The 24,263-nt window shown below is 34.0% G+C and carries 18 protein-coding genes and 3 pseudogenes; 16 read left to right on the top strand and 5 right to left on the bottom strand.

The window, feature by feature from the left end:
- Positions 1-8: 8 nt before the first annotated feature.
- The 8 genes and pseudogenes from ltrA (at position 9) to AAGD63_RS05735 (ending at position 6,969) form a co-directional block, all read left to right on the top strand.
- Positions 9-1,256, top strand: a complete 1,248-nt coding sequence (ltrA, locus tag AAGD63_RS05770) for a group II intron reverse transcriptase/maturase (RefSeq protein ID WP_341813289.1) — start codon at positions 9-11, stop codon at positions 1,254-1,256.
- A gap of 49 nt (positions 1,257-1,305) precedes the next feature.
- Entirely contained in the window at positions 1,306-1,887 is a 582-nt protein-coding gene (locus AAGD63_RS05765; protein ID WP_341813328.1) for an ankyrin repeat domain-containing protein, read from the top strand.
- A 38-nt stretch (positions 1,888-1,925) separates the two neighbouring features.
- Positions 1,926-2,399, top strand: a complete 474-nt coding sequence (locus tag AAGD63_RS05760; RefSeq protein ID WP_341813327.1) for an ankyrin repeat domain-containing protein — start codon at positions 1,926-1,928, stop codon at positions 2,397-2,399.
- A 13-nt stretch (positions 2,400-2,412) separates the two neighbouring features.
- The gene (locus AAGD63_RS05755; protein WP_341813326.1) at positions 2,413-2,850 is read left to right on the top strand and encodes a DUF2924 domain-containing protein; all 438 of its coding nucleotides are present in this window, start codon (positions 2,413-2,415) and stop codon (positions 2,848-2,850) included.
- A gap of 10 nt (positions 2,851-2,860) precedes the next feature.
- On the top strand, positions 2,861-4,345 hold the full coding sequence (locus AAGD63_RS05750; protein WP_341813806.1) for a recombinase family protein: 1,485 nt from the start codon (positions 2,861-2,863) through the stop codon (positions 4,343-4,345).
- A gap of 67 nt (positions 4,346-4,412) precedes the next feature.
- Positions 4,413-5,000 carry a hypothetical protein gene (locus tag AAGD63_RS05745; protein WP_341813325.1) on the top strand — a complete coding sequence of 196 codons (588 nt, stop codon included), beginning with the start codon at positions 4,413-4,415 and terminating at the stop codon, positions 4,998-5,000.
- Positions 4,997-5,656, top strand: coding sequence for a hypothetical protein (locus AAGD63_RS05740; protein WP_341813324.1), 660 nt, complete (start codon positions 4,997-4,999; stop codon positions 5,654-5,656). The genes AAGD63_RS05745 and AAGD63_RS05740 overlap by 4 nt, the downstream gene beginning before the upstream one ends.
- Before the next feature lie 104 nt (positions 5,657-5,760).
- A pseudogene (locus AAGD63_RS05735) lies at positions 5,761-6,969 on the top strand (IS256 family transposase).
- Positions 6,970-7,016: 47 nt separating this feature from the next.
- Here the strand turns inward: AAGD63_RS05735 and AAGD63_RS05730 are convergent.
- Genes AAGD63_RS05730 through AAGD63_RS05720 form a run of 3 tightly spaced genes read right to left on the bottom strand, consistent with a single transcriptional unit; the run spans position 7,017 to position 14,128 of the window.
- A complete protein-coding gene (locus AAGD63_RS05730; RefSeq protein ID WP_341813323.1) occupies positions 7,017-8,258 on the bottom strand; it encodes a hypothetical protein in 1,242 nt (413 codons plus the stop codon).
- A gap of 4 nt (positions 8,259-8,262) precedes the next feature.
- Positions 8,263-11,862, bottom strand: a complete 3,600-nt coding sequence (locus AAGD63_RS05725; protein WP_341813322.1) for a collagen-like protein — start codon at positions 11,860-11,862, stop codon at positions 8,263-8,265.
- Positions 11,863-11,905: 43 nt separating this feature from the next.
- Positions 11,906-14,128, bottom strand: a complete 2,223-nt coding sequence (locus AAGD63_RS05720; RefSeq protein ID WP_341813321.1) for a hypothetical protein — start codon at positions 14,126-14,128, stop codon at positions 11,906-11,908.
- 754 nt (positions 14,129-14,882) lie between these two features.
- Here AAGD63_RS05720 and AAGD63_RS05715 point away from each other — a divergent pair.
- The 4 genes and pseudogenes from AAGD63_RS05715 to AAGD63_RS05700 all read left to right on the top strand — a co-directional run.
- On the top strand, positions 14,883-16,139 hold the full coding sequence (locus AAGD63_RS05715; RefSeq protein ID WP_264376371.1) for a hypothetical protein: 1,257 nt from the start codon (positions 14,883-14,885) through the stop codon (positions 16,137-16,139).
- A gap of 188 nt (positions 16,140-16,327) precedes the next feature.
- Positions 16,328-17,878 carry an OTU domain-containing protein gene (locus AAGD63_RS05710; protein ID WP_341813320.1) on the top strand — a complete coding sequence of 517 codons (1,551 nt, stop codon included), beginning with the start codon at positions 16,328-16,330 and terminating at the stop codon, positions 17,876-17,878.
- Positions 17,879-17,936: 58 nt separating this feature from the next.
- A complete protein-coding gene (locus tag AAGD63_RS05705) occupies positions 17,937-19,004 on the top strand; it encodes an IS110 family transposase (RefSeq protein ID WP_264337368.1) in 1,068 nt (355 codons plus the stop codon).
- 662 nt (positions 19,005-19,666) lie between these two features.
- Positions 19,667-20,001, top strand: a pseudogene (locus tag AAGD63_RS05700) (IS5 family transposase); the annotation flags it as partial.
- Here AAGD63_RS05700 and AAGD63_RS05695 read toward each other — a convergent pair.
- Complete coding sequence (locus tag AAGD63_RS05695; RefSeq protein WP_007302671.1) at positions 19,991-20,368, bottom strand: TraR/DksA family transcriptional regulator; 378 nt, start codon at positions 20,366-20,368, stop codon at positions 19,991-19,993. The pseudogene AAGD63_RS05700 and the gene AAGD63_RS05695 sit on opposite strands and share 11 nt — an antisense overlap.
- A 108-nt stretch (positions 20,369-20,476) precedes the next feature.
- Between AAGD63_RS05695 and AAGD63_RS05690 the strand changes: the two genes are divergently transcribed.
- The gene (locus tag AAGD63_RS05690) at positions 20,477-21,124 is read left to right on the top strand and encodes a heme exporter protein CcmB (RefSeq protein ID WP_211908024.1); all 648 of its coding nucleotides are present in this window, start codon (positions 20,477-20,479) and stop codon (positions 21,122-21,124) included.
- Between the two features lie 168 nt (positions 21,125-21,292).
- On the opposite strand, the gene AAGD63_RS05685 is transcribed toward AAGD63_RS05690, so the two are convergent.
- Complete coding sequence (locus AAGD63_RS05685; RefSeq protein ID WP_341813319.1) at positions 21,293-22,003, bottom strand: class II aldolase/adducin family protein; 711 nt, start codon at positions 22,001-22,003, stop codon at positions 21,293-21,295.
- Positions 22,004-22,228: 225 nt separating this feature from the next.
- Between AAGD63_RS05685 and AAGD63_RS05680 the strand changes: the two are divergent.
- The 3 genes and pseudogenes from AAGD63_RS05680 to AAGD63_RS05670 all read left to right on the top strand — a co-directional run.
- A pseudogene (locus tag AAGD63_RS05680) lies at positions 22,229-22,450 on the top strand (hypothetical protein); the annotation flags it as partial.
- Positions 22,451-22,537: 87 nt separating this feature from the next.
- The gene (tnpA, locus tag AAGD63_RS05675; protein WP_006279552.1) at positions 22,538-22,975 is read left to right on the top strand and encodes an IS200/IS605 family transposase; all 438 of its coding nucleotides are present in this window, start codon (positions 22,538-22,540) and stop codon (positions 22,973-22,975) included.
- Positions 22,976-23,375: 400 nt separating this feature from the next.
- Entirely contained in the window at positions 23,376-24,260 is an 885-nt protein-coding gene (locus AAGD63_RS05670) for an Rpn family recombination-promoting nuclease/putative transposase (protein ID WP_250120258.1), read from the top strand.
- Positions 24,261-24,263: the final 3 nt, after the last annotated feature.

Raw genomic sequence — 24,263 nt, 5'->3', positions numbered from 1 at the left:
AGGAGTTAATGAGTAAAACAAAGTCTTTTGATATATCAAAGCAACTTATTTGGAGAGCTTATAAACAAGTATCGAAAAATAAAGGTGCTGCTGGTGTGGATGAGGTTTCGATAACAAAGGTTGAAGAAAATCTAAAAGATAATCTGTACAAACTATGGAATAGGATGTCATCCGGAAGTTATTTTCCAGAGCCGGTAAAAGCTGTTGCGATACCAAAAGATACAGGAGGGCAAAGAATTTTATGTGTTCCTTCAGTATTCGACAGGATAGGGCAAACGGCTGCTGCTATGTATCTAGAGCCGCTGGTAGAACCAAAATTTCATGAGGATTCATATGGTTATAGACCAAATAAGTCTGCACTGGATGCGGTAGATACAGCTCGTAAAAGATGCTGGAGGTACGATTGGACGATAGATCTTGATATATCTGGATTTTTCGACAATTTGGACCACGGCTTGGCATTGCAAGCTATCAAAAAGCACACAGACTGCAAATGGGTCATACTGTATGTTGAGAGGTGGATGAAAGCCCCCATTCAGCAAGCAGATGGCAGTAAGGTAGTTAGGGATAAAGGAGTTCCGCAAGGAGGTTCAATTAGCCCAATCATCTCTAATATATTCATGCATCATGTGTTTGATATATGGATGAAAAAGAACTACCCGACGGTACCATTTGAGAGGTATGTGGATGATGCGATAGTACACTGCAGAACAGAGAAACAGGCAGAGTTTGTGAAAGTAATGATCGAAGAAAGATTGGCTGAGTATAAGTTGAAATTACATCCTGAAAAGACACAGATAGTGTACTGTAAGGATGACAATAGGAGTGGTGGATTTCCTAAACAAAGTTTTGATTTTCTGGGTTACACATTCAGACCCAGGTTAGCAAGAAATAAAATAGGGAAATATTTTGTCTCATTTCTCCCAGCAATTAGCAACAAGGCCAAGAAAAAGATTACTACAACCATAAGGTCATGGAAAATGCTACGAAATACGCATATAACATTAGAGGAGATGTCAGGAAAAGTAAATCCAATAGTCAGAGGCTGGTATCAGTACTATGGCAAATTTTACAGAACTGAAGTATACAAATCTCTAAAGAATATAGAGCGGCATCTAGAAAAGTGGGTGAAAAGGAAATATAAGAGACTCAGGAGTCACGGAAGACTAGCAAGACAATTTCTAGGAAAGGTGAGAAAGAGGTCTCCGGATATTTTCTATCACTGGACACTAGGGTTAGGCCAAAAGGCTGAATAATGGAAGCTGTATAAATCAAGAGGTTTACGTACAGTTTTGCGAGAGACTGGTGGGGAAGTTCCACTGGTCTACTCTCCTTAATGCAAGAGATAAAAATGGTTATACACCACTACACTGTGCAGTATTCGCAAAAAGTTTAGAAAATGTAAAAGTGCTGCTAAGGGAAGGAGCTGAAGTAAATGCCACTCAATATGTTACTGGATGTACGCCACTGCACTCTGCGTGCAAAATAGGAGGAGCAGGAGTTGAAATAATAAAAGAGCTAGTAAAAGCAGGGGCTGAGGTTAATCAACTGAATAAATATGGTGCAACACCAATGTATTACATCTGGGAAAGTGAAAAGTATCGTCTATGTGATAGCAAAGAGAGTGAAAAGGCGAGCAAATTTCTGAGAGAAAAAGGTGGAGTAACAAAAAGTAGAGAACTGACATGCTATGGAATAGAGAGGCTAGTGGGAGAAATAGCAGACATGTTGAATGGGAGCTACATGCCGGAGCTAAAAATAATAGAGATAGGAGAAATAAGGAAGAGAGACAAATCGCTAATAAAGGAAGAATGTAAAAATTTAGCAAGCAAGATAATGAGCCAAGTGAACGAAATGATAGATGAGGTAGCGAAAAGGAAGCTTTAAAAGAGGGATTTAAATTTAAAGAAAAGGTGAGGTGGATTATGTTAAAGCTTGGCAAATTTAATAAGTCAGCAAAAGAATTATTAGAGAACTCATATAAAAATATTTATGCAAGAGACGAGAATGGAAGAACAGCTCTGCATTATGCAATAAACGCAAAAACAGTGAGGGTATTAGTTGAAAAAGGAGTGAATGTAAATGCAGCAGATGTAGGAGGTTATACAGCACTACACTTAGCGGTAACGGAGAAACGTCTAGAAATCGTGAGAGAATTGATAAAATCAGGAGCAGAAGTAAATGCTGAGGAATATGGAAATAAATGCATACCTCTACACCTTGCGTGCATGGTAGGTGAAAAAGAAATAGTGGAGGAGCTAGTGAAAGCTGGAGGAGAAATAGAGCAAGCGGATAAATTTGGAATGACAGCAATAGATTATGCGAAAAATAGCAAAGAAATAGCCGAGGTATTAAAGAAAGAAACAGACAGAATTGAAAAGTTATTTGAGAAATTGTGAGAGGCTAAAAGATATGGAAAAAAGTGTAGAAATAGAAAAGAAGGTAATGAATTTAGAGAGAAAACCTTTGGATGAGCTGAAAAAAATATGGAAGAAGGTATATGGAGAGGAAGCGCCTAGATACTCAAAGAAATATCTGATACCAAGATTAGCTTATAGAATGCAGGAAAAAGTATATGGAGAAATGTCAAGAAAAGGAGCAAAAAGACTAGAGTATCTGGCAGATCGGCTAGAGAAGGGAAAAAGAATAAGTAGCGATAAATTACCAGTAGAAGGGACAGAATTAATACTAGAGAGAGGGGAAGAGACGCATGCGGTAATGGTAACAGATAAGGGTTTAATCTACAGAGAAGAATTTTATACGTCATTATCAGCAGTAGCCGGAAAAATAATGGGAATGAGTTATAACGGACCTTTATTATTTGGGATGCGTGATAAAAATGAAAGTTGAAGAGAATAAAATGCTAAAAGAGGTAAGGTGTGCGATATATACAAGAAAATCAAATGAAGATGGTCTAGAACAAAAGTTTAACAGTTTAGATACGCAGCGAGTAGCATGTGAGAAATATATAAAGAGCAAAGAAGGCTGGGTAGCATTGGCCAAAAGGTACGATGATGGAGGGTATTCAGGAAAGAACTTAGAAAGACCAGCGATAAAGGAATTATTTGAAGATGTTAAAGGAGGAGAGATAGATTGTGTAGTGGTATATACGCTCGATAGGCTCTCAAGAGAAACAAAAGACAGCATAGAAGTAACATCATTTTTTAGAAGGCACCGAGTAAATTTTGTAGCAGTAACGCAGATATTTGATAATAATACGCCAATGGGAAAGTTTGTACAAACAGTATTGTCAGGAGCAGCACAACTAGAAAGAGAAATGATAGTAGAGAGAGTAAAAAATAAAATAGCAACATCAAAGGAGCAGGGATTCTGGATGGGAGGAACTTTGCCGCTTGGATATAATGTAAAGGATAAAGAATTAATAATAAATGAGAAAGAAGCAAAGTTGGTAAAACATATATTTGAGAGGTATATAGAGCTGAAGTCAATGGCAGAATTGGCAAGGAAGCTAAATAGTCAAGGTTACAGAACAAAATCAGATATCTTTAAAAAAGCGACGGTGAGAAGAATAATAACAAACCCAATATATATGGGAAAAATCAGGCATTATGACAAACAGTATGAGGGAAAGCATGAAGCGATAGTAGAAGAAGAAAAATGGCAAAAAGCGCAGGAATTGATAAAGAATCAATCATATAGAAAAGCAAAATATGAGGAAGCGCTACTTAGGGGAATAATTAAGTGCAAGAGCTGTGATGTAAATATGACGCTGACATACTCAAAAAAAGAAAATAAAAGGTACCGATATTATGTGTGCAATAACCATTTAAGGGGAAAGGGTTGTGAATCAGGAAGCCGAAATGTAATAGCCGGAGAAGTGGAAAAAGAAGTGATGAAGAAAGCTGAACAGCTATATGAAAAGTGGGGAGAAAAAGCGGAAGAATGGAAAAATTTAAGCTTTGGAAAGCAAAAAGAAGTAGTGAGAAAGTTAATAAAGGAAGTAATGGTAAAAGAAGATGGAATAGAGTTACGTTCTGAATCAGAGGAAAAATTTATACCAATAAAAAAGAAAGGAAATAAATGCACAGTAGTAGAGCCAGAAGGGAAAACAAATAATGCGTTACTCAAAGCAGTGGTAAAAGCCCATCTGTGGAAACGCCAGCTAGAAGAAGGGAAATATAGAAGTGTGAAAGAACTGAGTATCAAAATTAATATAGGTGCAAGACGAATACAGCAAATTTTGAGGTTAAATTATTTAGCTCCGAAAATTAAAGAAGACATAGTAAATGGGAGACAACCAAGAGGCTTGAAGTTAGCTGATTTGAGGGAAATACCGGTGTTATGGAGTAACCAATTGGAGAAATTTTATGGATTAGCAACCTAATTGAACAATTAATAAGTTGTTAATATAACTAATTTATAAAATTAAATATTGTAGAGCAAGGAAAGTAATGCCAAAGTTTAAAAAGATTAAGAACGCAAAAAATATAATCTATGAGCTGGCAGATGATCAGGATAATTTTACCAATGAAGATAAAAAAAAGCTTTTCAAGCTGTTAAAGAAGATAGAAAACGGTGAAAATATTAGTGGAAAATTTAATAAATCTAATTACAACACGCAGAAACTTCTTACAAAAAAAATAATTTACAAGGATGAGAAAAAGGAAGGGACTCTGACGCTACTGTGCCACTCTGTGTTCTATAAAAATAATCAAGCTTTTGAGGAGCTTTTACAAGAAGCAATAAATCAAGGAATCTTAAAGGATGTTCTTAGCGAGGAATTGATCCAAAAATTGCCAAATGGTCTAACAATAACTTACACGGCACTGGTATACTGCATATTAGAGGAAGATAGTAAAGCTATTAGAGCAGTTCTAGAAGCTTCTAAAAAGAATGGTATTTTAAAAGAAATTCTCAATCAGAAAGTGAAAGTAGAGAGAGCAGAAAGCCAAGAAACAAGCTATACACTACTTGGCTATGCTAATAAACATAATTGCAGAGAAAGTGCAAAGATTCTCAAGGGATTTGAAGAAATATGAATATAGAAGTTGAAGCTGCAAGTAGTAATGTTGAAACTAGATGTGAGGGTATCAATAAAGACTGTGGAGATCTTGAAATACACAAACCTATGTTTTCAAATAGTGAAGAAACCCAAAATATTTCAACAGGAAGCAAAGATCCTAAGCTCATATGTGAAACCAGTGTAAAAGAGGAAAACAAAGACGAAGAAAATTCTTTAAATTTTATTACTGATGAACAAAAAGAAATCGTTAATATATTTGAGAAAGATACAGAAAACAACACTGAGTGGCACAGAGAAAATCGTCATACAAATCAACCCATCTGTAAAATCAATAAGAAAGACCAAAATACTTTTATGCAAACTAATATGCAAGAGCCAAATAGGTCATCTCAAACTGAACCATATTTTCATATTAGATCTAGTATTACCAAGGATAAAAAATCATCAAATCAACCCATTTTAGCTGGAGTTATTGGTGCAGTGGTATTGGTCAGTGGTATTATGTTTTATATTATGGAAATGCCTATGCTAGGGATAGTTATTGGAATTGCCGGGTTAGCTTGTGTAAGTTTTGCATTGTGCAGTAATTTAGAACCTAATACTAGGCTTGAAAAAGTAGAGCGTCCTACTATCCATTCTTTAAACCGAAATTATGGATTAGATTTGAGGTAAATTATTGAAAATCTTGATTTTTTTAACTAAGTCGGGAGTGTTAAATAAACTGTGTCAAACCGAGAAGTAAAAATAAAATAGAAACAAAAAGTGGAGGTTTGACAATGAGTCAAGCAAACAGAACTACCGGATTGGTAGACTATAAAGAATTAGAAACAAATGTCTTATCGTCTATACGAGAAGGAAGACCATTGACGGGAAGAGACGGTGCATTAACACCATTTATAAAAAAACTGCTAGAGGTAAGCCTGGAAGGTGAGATAGTTGTCGGCTGAAAGCGAAGAAAATAACCGAAGAAATGGAAGAAATTCAAAGACTTTACGGACAAGTGCAGGTTCATTTGAGCTATTGACACCAAGAGATAGGGAAGGAAGTTTCGAGCCACAAGTAGTCAGAAAAAGGCAAACAAGCCTAAATCCCGAACTTGAAGCAAAGGTTTTAAGTACATATGCCAGTGGCATGGGATATAGAGATATAGCGTCGCATGTAGAAGAGATGTATGACCATAAAATATCTGCAGCAGAAATATCAAGTATTACTGACAAATTGTTACCGGTAATTAACGAATGGCGTAGTCGTCCGCTGCAATCTGTATATCCAATAGTATTCATGGATGGCATGTTTTTTAAGGTCAAGGAGGACGGACATTGCATAAGTAAATGTATGTATAATATATTGGGCATAAATCAAAATGGCAGAAAAGAAGTATTAGGTTTTTATTTGGCTGAAAGTGAAGTTCTGGTTGGGAGTGCTAAATGACCTCAAAGAGAGAGGAGTAGAAGATATCCTGATTGCATGTGTAGATGGGCTAAAAAGCTTTCCTACAGCAATAAACAGTGTGTTTCCTAAAGCAGAAGTACAACTATGTATTGTACATCAGATAAGAAATTCACTGAAATATGTATCGAGCAAAGATGTGAAAATTTTCATGAATGATTTGAAAAAAATATACCGTGCTGCAAGTAGAGAAATTGCCGAAAACTATTTGCTTGAGCTAGAGGAAAAATGGGGAGAAAAATATACTTTAGTTTTGGCAGAATAATTGGGAAAATCTGTCTAGTTATTTTAAATATTCTGGCCCTGTGAGAAAATTAATTTATACCACAAATCCTATTGAGGGACTACATAGACAGATCAGAAAATTTACTAAAACCAAGGGCTCATTTACTAGCACAAATGCCTTGTATAAACAGGTATATTGTGCTATAAAGAAGGCAGGGGAAAAATGGAATATGCCTATACATGATTGGGCTTTGACTATGTCTCAACTTGATATTTTTTTCCCTAGTCGATTAAAAATTGAGTTGAATTAAAAATTCGGTTTGACACAGTTTATTTAACACTCCCCAGAATTAGGATTTTATGAGAGCAATACTTCTACGTTTGTATAACAATCACAATCCTCGTTTAAAGAGTAAGATTGGTCAATTAATGTAGCCATTTTCCTACCTTTTTCACTACTTGTTAATTCATATATATCAGCTGAGTAGTGACATGGACAATTTGGATTAGCAGTCCCTTCTGTGATAAAAAACGATGGCTTATGATTAAGCAACTTGCAGAAATTTGGTTTATATTCCTTTCTCATACAGTTTAAACTTATATACTTATATTCATCTGAAACGTTTGAGTATTGTGGATCATACTTTTTATGTTCAAAAAACTCATTACCTAAGAAATTACAAAATGTTAATTGATAATCATCATTACTACTGGACTGAACAACTTTAAGGTAATGAAAATCTCTAGGAATTTCTACCTCTTTTTCTTTTGTAGTATGGTTATGTATGAGAAACTCATTGTTGAACATATGATAGACAATTTTCGGTAAAGTAGATATACACTTACCATTTTCTGCTTCATACATATCATCCTCCGATAACTTCTCTTCTTGCTGCAAAGTCAAACTCTGTCCGGCCTTGATTGAACTTTCTGTTGTTTCTGATATACTACACTCCTTAGTCTTAGTTAAGCTTTCTATTATTTTTGATATCTCACTGATTTCTATATCATGTTTATTTTTTGTGTATTGATATTTATAGCAACTACCATCTTTACACACCGGAAGACAGTTTCCATTTTTGTCTGATACAAAGATATTATCTTCTTCTATTGTAAAATAAAGCCTACCTTCTTCTTTGATCTTCTGTAGTGCTGGATCATCTTCATTATAAAAATCAATGAAGGACAACATTCCAGTTAATGTACTCAAATCATCATTAAAATAAGATAATCCGAGAGCAAAGTCTGAGATACCACTCCCTTCCTTCAATACAATATTTATTTCTTGTGTTTTAATCGTTTCCAAAATATCACTTTTTTTTTCACTAATAATATCTCCTTGCTCTATAACTAGGTCCTTTACTTCGCTATTTGTGTTGTGCACCTTCAGAGGCGAGGATCCTTTATATAAAAATATTTTATCACCCTGCTTCTTTAACTTTAAACCACTAGTATCATCACCCAGCTCAGCCGTACCAATGTGTGAATGGATAGTATATTTGCTATTATTATGCTTTAATCTGTAATATGTAGTAGGCAACTCAATTAGCTTTTTATAAAGTGAATTCTTATCGTCTATTTCAAATGTATACTTTTTCATGCTATTACCTTAAATAACCAACAACTTGCTGATTAATGGCACTGAGGCTACTAGGAGGAGCAACATAAGTCATAAAACTCCTTGGCTGCTCATTATCTGCCACTATTTTTTCAGTATTAACGAGAGCTCTTTGCTGCTCATTGTCTTTTAATCTTTTTTCCATATGATCTCTAAAAGTAGACAAACATTTACTAATTTGTTTGTAATTAGGGAGTGATTTTTTCGCAGTTACACACAAGAACTTCAACAACTCGTTATGATTTTCATCATTAAGTAATGACTTACTGACAATGGTTGACTGCAGTTCTACTGGATCAAAATTTAGACTTTTCTTTGAAATGCCACATTTCACAGCTGTTTCTCCTAATACTTCTTCAAATTTTGTTACAATATCTGCTGCATCTATTATTTTTGCCACTTCCTGTATTTCATTTTTTATTTTATATTCATCCTGTCCTGCCGCAGGGTAAAAGAAATTTATTACTTGAGATATAAATGAAGTTGGTCTGCTTGCTCCGCTTGTCAATGGTGAGTTTATTATTTCCCTCTTATCTCTTTTCTCTATAACACAACTTTTATCATCAGGCTGTATTACACAGAACATCTTTTGTGTTTGACTATAAAAAGTTTTAGTATTAGATTCTGAGACAGATGCATCACTTGCAGATTTTTTGCTAGCATTGCAGAAAACTTCAGCTTTCTTTGTGAGGTTTTCTGTTTTATTGTGTAGTTCTATAATGTTATCATTAGCATTTTTAGCTTCTTTAGCAAAACTTTCTGAAGCATTTTTGGCTACCTCTGCTGAATCTTTAGCATTCAGAGTTTCATTCTTTACTTTTTTTATCTCATACAAAAACTTATCAGCTAATGCAGCACCTATTTCATCTTCTCCCTTGGAATCTGGTATTCCCGTTAGACCAATATCTCCTTTACTACCCTTAAGACCAGATCTACCAACCTTACCTTTAGGTCCTTGCAAACCTATCTCTCCCTTAGGTCCTGGCAACCCATCTGATCCTTTTGGACCTTGCAATCCATTCGCACCTGGACCTCCTTTCTCACCTTTAGAACCTATCTCTCCTTTTTCCCCTTTTGGACCTTGGACTTCTCCTGGATTTTTCCTTAGTTCTTCTGAAATGCTTTGTGTTAGCTCGGTATTATTTGCAAGTTTTTCTACTAATGTATGATTAGCACCACGTAGTAACACATCTGCTAGCTCTTCCATTCTGTTATCAGCTAATGCAATAGCTATTCCTGTTTGAATATCTTGATTACTAATGATTCTTCCTGTAACTTGCTTCTCTAATACTAAATCTCCGCCTTGGTCACGGTATTCAAGCACCTCATTAGCAATAGTTCCATTATTAATTAATTTTTGTGCAACTTCTTCAGGAATTGCATCTCTACCTTTGTCACCTTTTGATCCAGTTGGGCCTTGTAGACCAGGAATACCTTTTGTTCCATTTATACCTGGCTTACCTTTTATGCCTTGAGGTCCTATAGGACCTATATCTCCTTTTAATCCACTTGCACCTGGCAATCCATCTCTACCTGGAGTTCCAGTATCTCCTTTGTCACCTTGAGAACCTGATCTACCAACGTAGCCTTTGGAACCCTGTAGTCCTTGAGGACCTATTGGACCAACATTACCTTTCTCACCTTTAGAACCTATCTCTCCTTTTTCCCCTTTTGGACCTTGGACTTCTCCTGGATTTTTCCTTAGTTCTTCTGAAATGCTTTGTGTTAGCTCGGTATTATTTGCAAGTTTTTCTACTAATGTATGATTAGCACCACGTAGTAACACATCTGCTAGCTCTTCCATTCTGTTATCAGCTAATGCAATAGCTATTCCTGTTTGAATATCTTGATTACTAATGATTCTTCCTGTAACTTGCTTCTCTAATACTAAATCTCCGCCTTGGTCACGGTATTCAAGCACCTCATTAGCAATAGTTCCATTATTAATTAATTTTTGTGCAACTTCTTCAGGAATTGCATCTCTACCTTTGTCACCTTTTGATCCAGTTGGGCCTTGTAGACCAGGAATACCTTTTGTTCCATTTATACCTGGCTTACCTTTTATGCCTTGAGGTCCTATAGGACCTATATCTCCTTTTAATCCACTTGCACCTGGCAATCCATCTCTACCTGGAGTTCCAGTATCTCCTTTGTCACCTTGAGAACCTGATCTACCAACGTAGCCTTTGGAACCCTGTAGTCCTTGAGGACCTATTGGACCAACATTACCTTTCTCACCTTTAGGACCATGTACACCTGGCATTCCATCTACTCCCTGAGGACCAGTTTCTCCTTTCATACCACTATCACCTTTATCGCCCTTTGCACCTGACTGACCTTTTAAACCACTTGGACCTACATCCCCTTTGAAACCTCTTAATCCCATCTCTCCAGGATCTCCTTTTTCGCCAATTATATTTAGTCCTGGTATTCCCCTATCTCCTTTTGAACCTGAATAGCCATGCTCACCTTTCTCTCCAGGATTTCCTTTTAGACCTGGATGGCCTTGATTCCCTTTAGGACCTGGCAAACCTCTTAGCCCAGGAGGTCCAGGCATTGCTACTGCTGACTTTATATTTAACTGTAGATTTCCAATTCTATTTTCTAAATCTTTAACTTTTTTCTCTAATTCTTCAATTTTTCTATGATTCATACTAACCTTTAAATTATGTAAATAGTAGTAATAAGGGTGTAAATGATGACTCTGCTGCTCAAACTCCTCATAATCATAATCATAATCTATATAAGTATGTTTTTCTTGCTCAAAGCTCTCAGGTGTCAGAGCATAAAATCTCTCACATTTACCATACTTACTTAACAGGCATCCTACATAATTGTCATTATTCAATTTTTTTATTCTAAAATGAGGATTAGTCTTTTTAAGACTAATCTTAGCACCAAATTGATCTATTATATCGATAGAAACAGTTCCAGAGAATAGCTTTAATTTTTTATTACTAAAGCTAGTAGCAATATTATTCAATATCCCAATCTTATTACCACGTATACCATATACTTCAGCACTTTTATAAGTACTTGATAGAACTTTTTCTGGTCCCCTTAAAAAATTCTTTCCAACTCCTATTCTAAGTCTCTTATCAGGCAGCTTTTCAAGCTCTTTTAAGACAAAATCTACGTCTTTATTACTCATTATATCTTTTGGATCTACTAGAACCCTACTATTTATTAGCGGCACAAGATTGACTGAACATTCTCCAGCATAAGACTGAATGTATTCTTGACCTCGATATTCTATGAAATTGCTAGGTATAGAATTGAAAGTAGCTATCTTGGAAATATTGGAATTATAGTAGTAAACATAATAATATTGATCTGAGCCATCAACCAAAGCCAGCTTGTAATCACCACCTACTTTTTCTAGCTTTAAATTTAGCCTTTGAGATGAATTAGTTAGTATTATGTTCATCGGTCTCAGCATAAAATTAGATATAATAAAACTTTCCTCATGATCAAAGACATACGATATATAAGGTAAGTTAATTCTTTCTTCGTCATTTATTTTGACATTTACAAGCTTACTTTCACCATCACAAAAAGTATCTCCTGGCTCTAAATTAAAACGCATCTTCGCTCCTCTTAGTTTTTATATCTGCAATATATGGCAACTATCACAATCCTCTACAATATGCTCTTGCATTTACTTTGAGTAATTGATTTCTATTAACTTCTTCTACAAAGCTAGATGGATTTCCCATTGTACAATCTGACTGTTTAATAGTCTTACCTAACTCTTTAAAAACACTACTATTTCTTTCGAAATACCCATTTTCTATGGCTGCTAAAACACTTTTCCCACCTAACAGACAACTCTGCCCTAAACTTGATTTATTCTCTAACTTGTTAAATCTGACTTCATCGACAAGCCTCACCTCTATTTTATTACTATCTTTCTCACTAGGACATATATGAATACAGACTTCTCCTATTTCGGTAGTAAAAGGCATTTCAATGATATCTCCCGAGAACTCTGTATAATTTCTCTTTCCTCCTATATTTTCAACTCTAATTATACTTTTTCCAACTTGAAGTACACCAATGTTTAGATTCAAACCTTTAGCTTCTTCATTCTCAAATACCCTTGCAACTTCAATAGTACTATTTTGTGGATAACCTATACAAAAATATCCATTATCTATTTCTAGTTCAAAGTCATATTCATCAATTTGCTCACTTTTATTCATAATACTTTCAAGTGCTAACTCCTTCAGCTTTGAAAGGTTTGCTTTTCGCTGATCTAAGGTATCTTTATCTGAACAAATTACGTTTACTATATCTTCATGCTTTTCATTGCTAAATCTATTTAAAAATGCACCTTCTGATATTATCTGCAATACCTTTTTTTTGTCTAAAAATTCATAAATTCGAGTAGTATCGTAAGAAAGATATAGCTTTTGCAATGTGTCAGCTATACGATCTACCAAGGATATATCAGATTTATATGGAAAAGAGAACATTATTCCTTGTTCCAGTGCTTCACTTATAACTTTATCAAATTCTTTTTCGCACTTCTCATAATCTTCGTCGTTACCACGGTTATTCAAAACATTCAGGTCATCATGGATCTTATCTATTTTTTGCCAAATACTTTCATACTTTTTTATCTCTATTGCATTTAATTTTATTTTTGCTAAAGAAAAAGAATCTTCTTTGCGCATTATGTCTGCATAGTAGAATAGTTGACTGTAACGCCTACCAAAACTTTCATCATAATCAGGGCAAGGGCTAACATTGTCTTCATCTTCACTTTCACTATCCGTTCCATTCCATACTTCAATCGGGAAATCGGTATTTTCAAGATTTTTATCTTCACTTGTTAGACAATTTTCTGTTTTTCCATATAGCCGAGTTGATTTATGATCATCGCTACTTTCATTATCAGCTTCATTCCATACTCCAATCTCGAAATCGATATTTTCAAGGTTTTTATCTTCATTTGTTTTATCATGTTGATTATTTTCTCCTTCTCTACGTAGCCAGGTTGGTTCTTGATCATCATTATCTTTAGTACACCTGGTTTCTACTTCATGTATAGACTGAGGTCTTGCTGTTTCTTTTCTTACGTTTTCTTTGTTTATTTCATCTGCAAGAGACACTTCATTACTGATATAGAAATTTTTCTGTTTTAAATTCTCGTTTTCCTTCTGCAGGCTACTGAATTCTGCAAACAGCTCTTTATACTCCGATAAATAAATACACAATTGATCTCCTATATCGTTAAGTTCCTTCTTTTTTTCTAGTATCTGATTTTCATAATTACCTTTCAAATCCTCTATACTGTTTATCAGCACTGTACTTTCTTTTCTTACTCTGTTTAGCTCATCTTCAGTCAAATCCAATTTTTGCTGTAACTCTTCATTTATTTTGTCTGTTAACTGAATTTCATTCTTTGCCTCTTTTAATTGGTTATTTAAGTTCTTAATTACATCACTTTTGTTCTGAGTTTCTAATAATAATATTTCTACTTTCTGTTTTAGCTGTTCGATGTCTTGATCATTTTCAGTTAAACTTCTCGTCCTTTTTTGTAATTTAACTTCAAGCTTTTTAATTTTTCCTTCTAGGGTTTGCATTTCTCTGGTAAGTTCACTTACTTCTTCGTAATACTCTTCTACTCCTTTCTTATAGTGTTTTTGTAACTCTACATTTTTTTTAAGATCAAAATTTTCCTGTTGTAGATTTTCTATTTTGCTTCCTAAACTATCTATTATTTGATTTTCTTCACTGCTAATCTCAAATACCTCTTCAGGAAAATGTGCAAATTCACAAGATGAAATGCCTTCAAGGCCGTTACTACCAAATAAATTATATTGTACTGCCTGCTTTGAACTAAACATACCTATATCCCCTACTAAAATAAACAGATAATATATTGTATGTGCTATATGTCATAAGTTCAATTGATTTAAACATAATTTATTTACTAATTCCTATTGTGAATTTTTATAGAATAAGTTTAGGTGTAAAATATTATGATACTATTAAAGTAGATGGATAAAGCACAGTCTTTTTGAGAGGATAAATTTAATGAAAAGACCATACTAATTAGTATTATAAGGAGTTTGATCATTTACTCTTTCCAAAAATCACAAGAAAGTACCTACCTTTGTGAGAACAATTTAAACAAAAGCGGCGTTGTGTAAATAAGAATGTGAAATTGTTGTAACAAAGTTATACAAAACAGTTCGTATGTAAACATGGCTAAAGTAGGCTAATATAGTTGATTTTAGCGTACAATGAAATTACCATATAAAAAAGTTCGCACGGATCTAGCGGTAGACCAACTGATTCCAAGAAAAATTGTTCTCACCGTCCCTAGTTTTGAGCACTGAAAATGGCTATATTATTTAAGCTATTAGTAAAATACGTTGTTAGATTAATACTAATTTTCTTAAGGAGGAATTTAAGGCAAACTCATAATGAAAACAGAATTTGAAGGTAAAGAAAAATCCCGTACCGACCTTCTTAAGAGACTTTTGCCTAAAACTACTTTGGGTTAGAAAATTTTCTACAATAATGATTGACAAGTTTTAAAGATAGAATACTATACTTAAAATGTAATTGATAATCTAATTAATTAAGGTAGTGGCTATGTTGCGTTCAGATATTCCAAAAGTTTTGTTTTCGTCTATTAAAGAGGATGATCCCCATAGAGCATCTAAGCTTTTTCAAATTGAACGCTGGTGCTATGCAAATTGGCGTCTGCACCAAAAAAGTGGCAAGAAAGGACGTAATTTTCTTGCACAGGTATTGTCTAGCGAGGATTGTTGGAAAAAAGTAGACAATTTACACGGAGTTAAGCTTGATAGGCAAATGGTAGGTAAAAAATTGATTGTGCAAAATTCAAATAGTCCTTTTAGTACTGATAAAAGATATGAGATTGCCTGTCGTTATTGCCTGGAAGAAGATATTATTGCTCTATTTGAAGAGAGAAAAAATAAACTATCAGCTCAAGGTAAGAGCAGTCTGTTGGAGTATGGTCACTTAGTTAAGACTCTAGGAGGCAACCTTTTAATAGTTTTTTGGTCACATTTTGTTAGTGGTTACATCTCTAAACTAAATTTAGATGGCTGTCATCCATATGAGTACGGGCTTAAATGTGCTGTGAGTCTTAAGCAAGAGCAGGCAGTGGAATTCTTCTGGAATAAAATAAAATCATTACCTGAAAGTGAGATGAGCGAACAGAAAAAGGATGAAATCTTGATGAAGACAGCAGTATATGTAGCAGGGAACCGTTGTAATAGTTATCCTGAAATATTCGAGTTTTATTTTAGTCAAATAAGTCCTGATAAATATCCAGAACTTCTAAAAAGAGACTTAGCTGAAAATGGTTATTATGGTAGTCTAAACACGCTACAGGGTGCACTTCGCTTTGATCAATTTCAAGCATTGTTTGACTATTTGAAACCAAGTAATGTTTCAGAAGATAAATATCTTGTCTGGCTACACTATATAAAAACAGAAAACAGCTCATATTATGCTGGTGAAGGTGCAAAGCTTTTCATGCATATGTGGAGAAAGGAGGGATTTGATAGCCATCGTACTTATGTGCTGAAGGAAGAAGTTTGTAATAGATCTTGCTTTCTTGTTACAAGTTTATTAGTACCTTGGGTAAATCAAAATTACATGGAACCGGTATGGGCAATATTAGATAAGGCTAATTCTGATCAAATTAAAGAATTTATGGATTCTAGGCAAGCGGAGTATATACGATCTGTGTTAGAGCAAAGAGATATTGATTCATTAAATAAATTTTTATCATACGGTAAGTCTACAGCTGAAGGGTTTACTAGCTTGACTGAGGTTAAATTAAGCAAAGCATGTGAGCAATTAGGGTTGGGCAATTAAGGTATTATAAGGCAATTCTATAAAACAGGTGATGGTTTCTTGTTACTACTTTAGCTTCTGTCAAAAAGGCGTTGCATTATAATATAAATGTTATATATCCAAGTTAGTATGCAGGTAAAAATAGCTTATATTGTTGATATCTCTGATAATAAATAGTGGATTTGGTATAATGTAATGAAGGGGGCTTTATGTTTAAGACACAATATCTAACAGATCACCTAAAAAAAGAAGGCGTTAATTCAAAGATTACCGAATTATCGGATCAAATACAATATATAGAGCAAGCTAAAGAATTTTATCAACTTAAGCGTTATCGTAGATCTGATGTTGATTCCGAAAGTGGAAGTCAGGTTAAGAGAATCGATGTTCCAGGAGACGGTAGTTGCTTATTTTGGTCTGTTACTATGGCTTACTTAATACCCGTCAGAAACGACGATGCTTTATTTCGACAAAGGTATGAAGTACTATTTGGAAATGATGGAACTGTAACCCAAAATTTAGATCATATTAGAGGTTTGGTTCGGAATTTAGGTGCTGCGAATTATGATGATACATTTGCAAATTTAGTAAGAAACGTATTTCGTAATCGAGTAGTTGATCACATAAGTTCTTATAGAAATGAGTTCAGAGATTTTGTTGAAGGTGATTTTGAGCGTTACTTGGAAAACATGAGGAACCCTGATACTTGGGGAGGTGAACCTGAAATAAGAGCAATGAGTGGAATGCTTAGCGCAACGATTAGTGTTTCTGGTGAGGTTGAAACTCAATATGGTAATGGAAATACTCAAATACAGTTATTTCATGTTGGTGCACCAGGTAAACGAAACCATTATAATTTTGGTCTTGAGAGGAATATTATTGATAATGATAAAGAGCTTGCAAAAGGCTTAAAAAGAGTCATGGGTAAAGTAAGACCACAAGACTTTGAGTTAATACAGTTATTGATAGAGGAAGCAAGTAAAGAAGTTGGTATAAGCCAGCAAGATGAGGATTTTAAATCTTTTGAACCGAGATTTCAGTCATTTGTGGATCAGATTCCATCTTATTTACACTCTGTAGAAAAAGCAGGATTTTTTACACACTTCTTCCTAGGGAGCTTTTCTACTTTGCCAGATATAAAAATTGCAGAAAAGTTAAATATTAAAAAGATTTATTTTAGTTTTGATACTTCAAAAACTTTAAAAGTAGCTATTGTTAAAAATGGTCAAATTGGAAATGCTGAAGATGCTATTAATAATATAGATTTATTTTCCATTTCAGAAGGTAAGCGTGGCCATCAGTTTACTGTTAATGAGTTGGAGAACATATTAAGAAAGAATATAGATAGGAGTAAGATTAGAGATCGGGATGTTGAGAATGAGATCCTAAATATTAAGAATGAAATTCAAGATAGAATAAAATCTAGATTAGTACAGATCTATAAAGGAAAGGGTGATATTTTTGTTAATATGGAAGCTAAAGAGATACTTGATTCTGCTACTAGCAAGGAATTTTATGAAATAGAAAAAGGAATATGGAATAATCCGGAAGGTGATATAGCGAAGCTATCTGATTCTGATGCGCAAACAGTTAGCAGGTCTTTAAAAAAAGTTCTTGAAAAAATTAATAACGTTCATTCTGAGTATGTAGGATCAGTAGTCTATGATAATAGTGCACGTGAAGCAGCACATCATGGATTTATGGTAGGCGTTTTCATGAATTTCCACTATAGGTATAATCTTAGAGTTTACATACTGTAATTGCTATTAAATGGTGGAGAGACATACTCCATTATTTTAGCACGAAGTAACAAATTCAATGAATTGGTTCTTCAAAGATAATTTAAACTTTTACAGTAGGAGCAGTCTCATGAAGTATTATAGCGGATTAGATGTCTCACTCAAAGAAACTTTTATTAGTATCGTTGATGAGAAAGGAAAAATTGTTAAAGAAGAAGTTGTTGCAAGCAAAAGTGACGCAATAGCTAAGTACCTGCTTGACCAAAGCAAAGGATACGAATCCATAGGAATAGAAAGTGGACAACTATCAATATCAATGTGCAAAGAGCTGAGAAATTTTGGATTACCAGTAACTTGTGTGGATGCAAGGCATATGGCAGCAGCATTATCTGCAAGAATCAATAAGAATGATAAAAATGATGCAAGAGGTATAGCACAGATGATGAGAGCTGGGCTATTTAAAGAGGTATTAGTAAAATCAGACGAAGCTTGCCAGATTAAAGTGGTGCTTGGGAGCAGAAGACAATTAATATGTAGCAGAAAGAAAATTGAGGGAACAATAAGAGGGTTATTGAAAATACACGGGATAAAAGTTGATCAGCGTTCCAGATCTGCAAGTTTCGCTTTAAAAGTGCAGGAAATAATTAATGAGCTAGATGAAATTAGCAAGAATTCAATTGAAGCATTAGTACATAGCTTAGAAACAATAGAAGAATCAATAGGAAAGCTTGATAAAATACTTTCAGAGCAAGGCAAAAAAGACGAGGATTGTAAATTATTAACTACTGTACCAGGAGTTGGTATTATAGTAGCAATGACATATAAAGCTGCAATAGATGATCCGTATAGGTTTGAAACATCTTATACAGTTGGAGCCTATATGGGGTTGAGCCCAAGACAATACGCTTCTGGAGAGATTGATAGGCATGGAAGTATATCAAAAATGGGACCAGTAGAATGTAGGAATATGCTGTACGAAGCTGCACAAGTCTTACTAGTAAAATGTAAAAGGACATTTAAATTGAGGAGTTGGGGATTAAGGATTGCAAAAAAGAAGGGTATGAAAAAAGCAATTGTTGCTGTAGCACGTAAGTTGTCTGTAATCATGCATAAAATGTTGGTTAACAAAACAGAATTTTGTTACTAATAAATGCAAAAAAGTAGATAATTTTATGTAAAGTAAAGATAGCAATGCCGATGGAAGGGATAAGCAAGAGCTCCGGTTGAAGCATAGACTTCGTAGTTTACATGTTGCCGTCCACTTCCGCCTAACAAGTATAGTGCGGCTTGGCTAAAATATAAACTAGCCATATCAGACCGCGGAGAGAACCATGGAAGCGTGCTATTTTAACTTATATAAAATCATTAAGGCTATGGGGGAAAAAATGATACCTTAGTTTTTATAAGCTTAATGAATATGTGGATAAATACTTTAAATGTGTGTAGGCGTATTTATCCACATATTCATTGGCTACACTAATTTAAAAGGGGTTAATTAGAAATTTAGTACTAGTTTTTAGTTGCCGATAAGGCACTCTTTGATTGAACAAAACAACATGATAGTAAATAAAAGGTTGTATTAGAGCTGAATTTTACATCAGAAAATATTTTTCATGATACAAAAAAAATTATTATTGACTTGTATGCAATTAGAGAACCGAAGCTAGAGCTTGTCCAGGGATTAGTAAAAGGCTATAATACCTAAAGTTTTAGTACTGGGTAAAGATGAGAAAAAAGCATCCAGCAGACCTAAGTCAAAGGGAATGGACAAGAATAGAAAGCTATTCCAGAGTATCATACAGGAAAGTAAGAAAAAAATATACTATAGTTAAAAAAATGTGATGGGATACCAAGGAGAAAATTTAAAAATCATATAAAGGAAGAATATGGTATGGATATTGAGATTGTCAAAAGGCCTTCATGTAGGTTATAAGTCAACAAAGACACACCGCCTTAGCTACTACCAATGAGGGATTTAAAGTACAGCCAAGAAGGTGGGTTGTAGAAAGGACTTTTGCTTTAGGAATAGAAGACTATCGAAAGAATAAGATTTACTCACTGAAAATTTCATATATCTGGCTATGAGTAGAGTTATGTTAAGGAGAGAAATATGCTTGAATTCCCGGACAAGCTCTAATCATTAATGTTATAAACGTTCTTTTCTTTTTCTATTCTCTCTTGTTCTTCAATACAATACATAGCAAGCGGATTAGCTTTAAGTCTTTCGACTCCTATTTCTTCTCCCGTTCCATCGCAGTAACCATAAATGCCTAATTTTATTTTTTCCAACGCCTCCTTAATTTTTTCTTTTCTATCTTTTCGTCGCTTAATTAATTCTCCATTTTCACTATCAGAATAAATACTACTATCTTCTAGATCTTGTTTCTCCAGTTCAGAGAGTATTGATTGTAACTTTAAGCTAAAGTATTCCAGTTGTTTTACGTTCATATATTCTTCATTTTCTGAAGGAACGTAATCTTCCGGTAACTTTATTTTTATTAATTTTTCCATAGCATTATCAATAAAATATATTAAAACTTATATAACTTGTAAACACAAAAAATTATACTACCCTCAAAGTAAATACTATAATTTATAATAAACATTTAAAATCCTGGTATGATTAGTTTGGTAAAAAAATTAGTAATAAATGATAATAATCTTACTTATATAGTATGTATTTTTATTATAATGTTAAGTTTATCTTCATATACACTTGAAAACAACAGTAAACAAGAAATCATATTAACATTAACATGGATATGTGCTACATTTGTTTTGCAGATCTCTACAAATAATTTATTTACATCTGATTATCATGATGGAATATTAGAGCAAATCTTTTTACAGCCACTCTCTTCTAGGCTGATAGTTGCTTATAAAATCTTCGCTCACTGGTTGTTATTTGGGTTACCGATTTCAGTGATTTCTTTCATGTTCAGCTTTGCAATTCTAGGCAATAATATTGAACATTCAATAGCAGTTGGAGTGTCTTTATTATTTAATACGCTGATAATCATTAATATTTCAGCTACTGGAAATGCATTGATGATTGGTCGAAATAACTTAGCATCAGGAGTGTCGCAAATTCTTGTTTTGCCAATGATAATGCCAACTTTTGTATATTTCAAATTGCTAACTCAATTTGAAAATTTATCCTTGAATATTTATACACTACTAATCACCATCTTAATTTTTGTCATTTTAATTGTTAACAGTACTATAACTACTCACATAGCATTAAAATTTGCTGTGGAGCAGGATTGAAAAAACTTACTAGTTATTTACTTGTATCTGCTTAGTTAAGGGTGTTAACTTAAGTAGAGATGGAGACATTAGACTTCTTACATGAATTACAGCGTATGAAACCATTATTGGATTTCAGACTGGCTGGTTATGCAAGAAATCTAATATCTATCGAAGAGTCAGAAACTTTTATAACTTACCTTTAATCAACCTAACCCATGCGTGCCAGTCTCTCTCACCAAGATTGCTTTCGAAAGACAGAAGATCCTTTACGGCTTTTGAGCAAATTTCTTCACTTGGAATTGACAACTCCCTATTCATTGCTAGCGTCAGGCATTGAGTTTTACAAGCTTGCTCTAAGTGATACGTATAAAACATTGCTTCTTGTATAGTCTGACCACATGTTATAGATCCATGATTGCGCATTAACATTACAAAATTTTCTTTCAAATCAGCTATTAATCTTTTTCCTTCTGTATCATCAAGTGCCAGGGAATTATAATCATGGTAAGATACCTTGTTATAAAAGTGCAGCGCCCACTGACTTATTGGGATTAATCCATCCTTGAGAGAAGAAACTGCTACAATAGAAGGTATATGTAGATGAAAAATTGCTTGAATATCTTTCCTTGCTTGATAAATGAAGCCATGGATTACATAGCCAGTTTTATTATATTGATATTCTTTGCCTTCAATTATATTCCCATCAAACGATACTTTCATCAATGAACTTTCATCTACTTCATAAAAACGTATACCAAACGGATAAACATAAAATGACTTTTTATCTTCAGAACGTACAGAGAGATGAGTATACGTATGATCATCTAATTTAAGATAAGATAAAATTTGATAGGCGTTAACTAGGTCTCTTTTCAACTCACTATTTGTTAATAACATAGCTCTTGACTAAAATTTTCTAAAGATTTATACGTGAAAAAAAAAGTTTATTACAAACTAAAAGGTGAACCTACGTTAAAATAACTTGCCTTAGGTGATTAGAGTTTACATTTCTAGATTACATAGTATTTTAACTATAAAAACGACTTTTTATGTAATATTTCATATGTTTTAAAGCCTTGTTTTTATGTTATTATAATTGTAGGTTTTAATATTAAAAATAATATGATAAACGTTGACATAAAAAAACAGCTAACAAAATTTTTCATATATATCACTGGTCTTCCAGGAAGTGGTAAACTTTCTACAGCAATAGTATTATCTAGTATGATAAATGCAGTAATTGTAAGTGGACTTGAATATAATCAAACTTCCAAAGAAGCTCGAGATAGAATATATAACACTACACATGTTATGTTTCAGGCAATAGAAGCCTATCCTATTGACTTTCCATAAGATGGTACAAGCCTCCACCTTCTAGGTGGAGAAACTTTAGTTTGTCAATGTCATAACTGTACTTTATAAAGTATAGTTATGACGGAATATGACAAAGGAAAACACACTGTATTTTATCATAGGTACCATATAGTCTGGATTACAAAATATCGGTACAGAGTATTAACTAAGGCTATGAAGGAGAGAATACGAACAATCATAGCAGAAGTATCTGAAGAAATGGGGATTAAGATAGAAAACGGAGTAATATCATCAGATCATTTACATTTATTCGTAGTAATACCTCCTCATATAGCTGTGAGTGATTTTGTTCAAAGAGCCAAAGGCAGGTCTTCACGCAAAGTTCAACAAGAATTTCCAGAGCTAAATAAAATGTACTGGGGAAAGCGTTTTTGGGGAAGAGGATACTTTAGTGCTACCAGCGGACATATCACAGATGAAGTCATTAATGAGTACATCAATAAACATACAGATGCACATCAGCCTCATTCTATATCTAGTATAAGATTGGAGTAGCTTTAGCTTCTCACCGCGCTTCCAGCGCTATATCCAACCTTTCGGCTCTCAGCCGATAGTGGTTGAGATGAAGTTTCAAGATCTTTATCATATACAAGGTGTAGGGAGCCCGTTCTCTCGATGTTAGGTAATCATATTTGAGTCTTTGTACTCGCATTTTTTTGGAGCCTACACCAAAGTGTTTTTGAAACTTTTTATAGCTTATCAGTTCATTTGCTAGGGTTTTAAGGCAGTTATAAAACGATGACTAACACTACATCTAAAGCCTAAAATGTAATTCTCAGGTGATCTTTGACAGATGTTTTTTTTCATCAACACATTCAAAGCTTAGAAAAACAAAAGGGTTGAATATTTCTTCACAATTGTGTATAATTATTAATGCTTTTTATCTTACTTTCTTATGGCTCTTTCGAAGTTTCTTGATGCACGCAATGATTATGCCTTTAAAAGAATATTTGGCACTGAAAAGAATAAAGATATCCTTATTCATTTCTTGAACGATATTTTAGGCTTCACTGGCTTAGCTGCTATTCACGATGTTGAATTCTTGGCTACCATTTTGGACCCTGAAATTGCCGCTAAAAAGCAGAGTATTGTCGATGTTCTTTGTAAAGACTCTCAAGGTTCCAGATATATTATAGAAATGCAGTTCACTAAGACCAAAGGCTTCGAAAAGCGTGCTCAATATTATGCTGCTAAAGCCTACTCAAGTCAAGCTGATCAAGGTGATAATTATCATAATCTCAAGGAAATTATCTTCATAGCTGTTGCTGATTGTATTATTTTTCCAGATAAGGCTGAGTACAAATCTAATCATGTCATTTTAGATCAAAATAGCTTTGAACATGACTTAAAGGATTTTTACTTCGTATTCATAGAACTACCAAAATTTACAAAGACAAAAGAAGACCAACTAGAAAATATAGTAGAAAAATGGTGTTACTTTTTTCGATATGCAGCAGAAACAAACGAAGAGGACCTAGATAAAATAGTTGGTAGTGACGTAATAATAAAACGAGCTTATGAAGAGATGAATAAGTTTAATTGGTCAGAAGAAGAGTTACTAGCATATGAACAAATGAAAAAACGCATAATGGATGAGGTAGCTGCTTTAGCTCAAAAATTTGATGAGGGTCTTAAAGTAGGTCACGAAAAAGGTAGACAAGAAGAAAAAATCGAAGTTGCAAAAAACCTACTTAATGCTGGCATTTCTATTGATGTTATTTCCCAGACAACTGGCCTTCCTCAGGCTGACATTACACAACTTAAGGAAGAAACTTTTTAGTCT

Origin of the sequence: Wolbachia endosymbiont (group B) of Germaria angustata (assembly GCF_964026725.1) — a bacterium.
GTDB classification, from domain to species: domain Bacteria; phylum Pseudomonadota; class Alphaproteobacteria; order Rickettsiales; family Anaplasmataceae; genus Wolbachia; species Wolbachia pipientis_C.
This window is presented reverse-complemented; position numbering and strand designations above follow the sequence as displayed.

Bases quoted from the DNA above. Each gene is read 5' to 3' on its own strand.
- AAGD63_RS05685 (WP_341813319.1), bottom strand. From the start codon at position 22,003: ATGTTATTAACAAATAGTGAGTTGAAAAGAGACCTAGTTAACGCCTAT.
- tnpA (WP_006279552.1), top strand. From the start codon at position 22,538: ATGACGGAATATGACAAAGGAAAACACACTGTATTTTATCATAGGTAC.
- AAGD63_RS05760 (WP_341813327.1), top strand. From the start codon at position 1,926: ATGTTAAAGCTTGGCAAATTTAATAAGTCAGCAAAAGAATTATTAGAG.
- AAGD63_RS05690 (WP_211908024.1), top strand. From the start codon at position 20,477: ATGATTAGTTTGGTAAAAAAATTAGTAATAAATGATAATAATCTTACT.
- AAGD63_RS05715 (WP_264376371.1), top strand. From the start codon at position 14,883: ATGTTGCGTTCAGATATTCCAAAAGTTTTGTTTTCGTCTATTAAAGAG.
- AAGD63_RS05705 (WP_264337368.1), top strand. From the start codon at position 17,937: ATGAATTGGTTCTTCAAAGATAATTTAAACTTTTACAGTAGGAGCAGT.
- AAGD63_RS05710 (WP_341813320.1), top strand. From the start codon at position 16,328: ATGTTTAAGACACAATATCTAACAGATCACCTAAAAAAAGAAGGCGTT.
- AAGD63_RS05750 (WP_341813806.1), top strand. From the start codon at position 2,861: ATGCTAAAAGAGGTAAGGTGTGCGATATATACAAGAAAATCAAATGAA.
- AAGD63_RS05720 (WP_341813321.1), bottom strand. From the start codon at position 14,128: ATGTTTAGTTCAAAGCAGGCAGTACAATATAATTTATTTGGTAGTAAC.
- AAGD63_RS05745 (WP_341813325.1), top strand. From the start codon at position 4,413: ATGCCAAAGTTTAAAAAGATTAAGAACGCAAAAAATATAATCTATGAG.
- AAGD63_RS05730 (WP_341813323.1), bottom strand. From the start codon at position 8,258: ATGAAAAAGTATACATTTGAAATAGACGATAAGAATTCACTTTATAAA.
- AAGD63_RS05755 (WP_341813326.1), top strand. From the start codon at position 2,413: ATGGAAAAAAGTGTAGAAATAGAAAAGAAGGTAATGAATTTAGAGAGA.
- AAGD63_RS05670 (WP_250120258.1), top strand. From the start codon at position 23,376: ATGGCTCTTTCGAAGTTTCTTGATGCACGCAATGATTATGCCTTTAAA.
- AAGD63_RS05695 (WP_007302671.1), bottom strand. From the start codon at position 20,368: ATGGAAAAATTAATAAAAATAAAGTTACCGGAAGATTACGTTCCTTCA.
- AAGD63_RS05725 (WP_341813322.1), bottom strand. From the start codon at position 11,862: ATGCGTTTTAATTTAGAGCCAGGAGATACTTTTTGTGATGGTGAAAGT.
- ltrA (WP_341813289.1), top strand. From the start codon at position 9: ATGAGTAAAACAAAGTCTTTTGATATATCAAAGCAACTTATTTGGAGA.
- AAGD63_RS05740 (WP_341813324.1), top strand. From the start codon at position 4,997: ATGAATATAGAAGTTGAAGCTGCAAGTAGTAATGTTGAAACTAGATGT.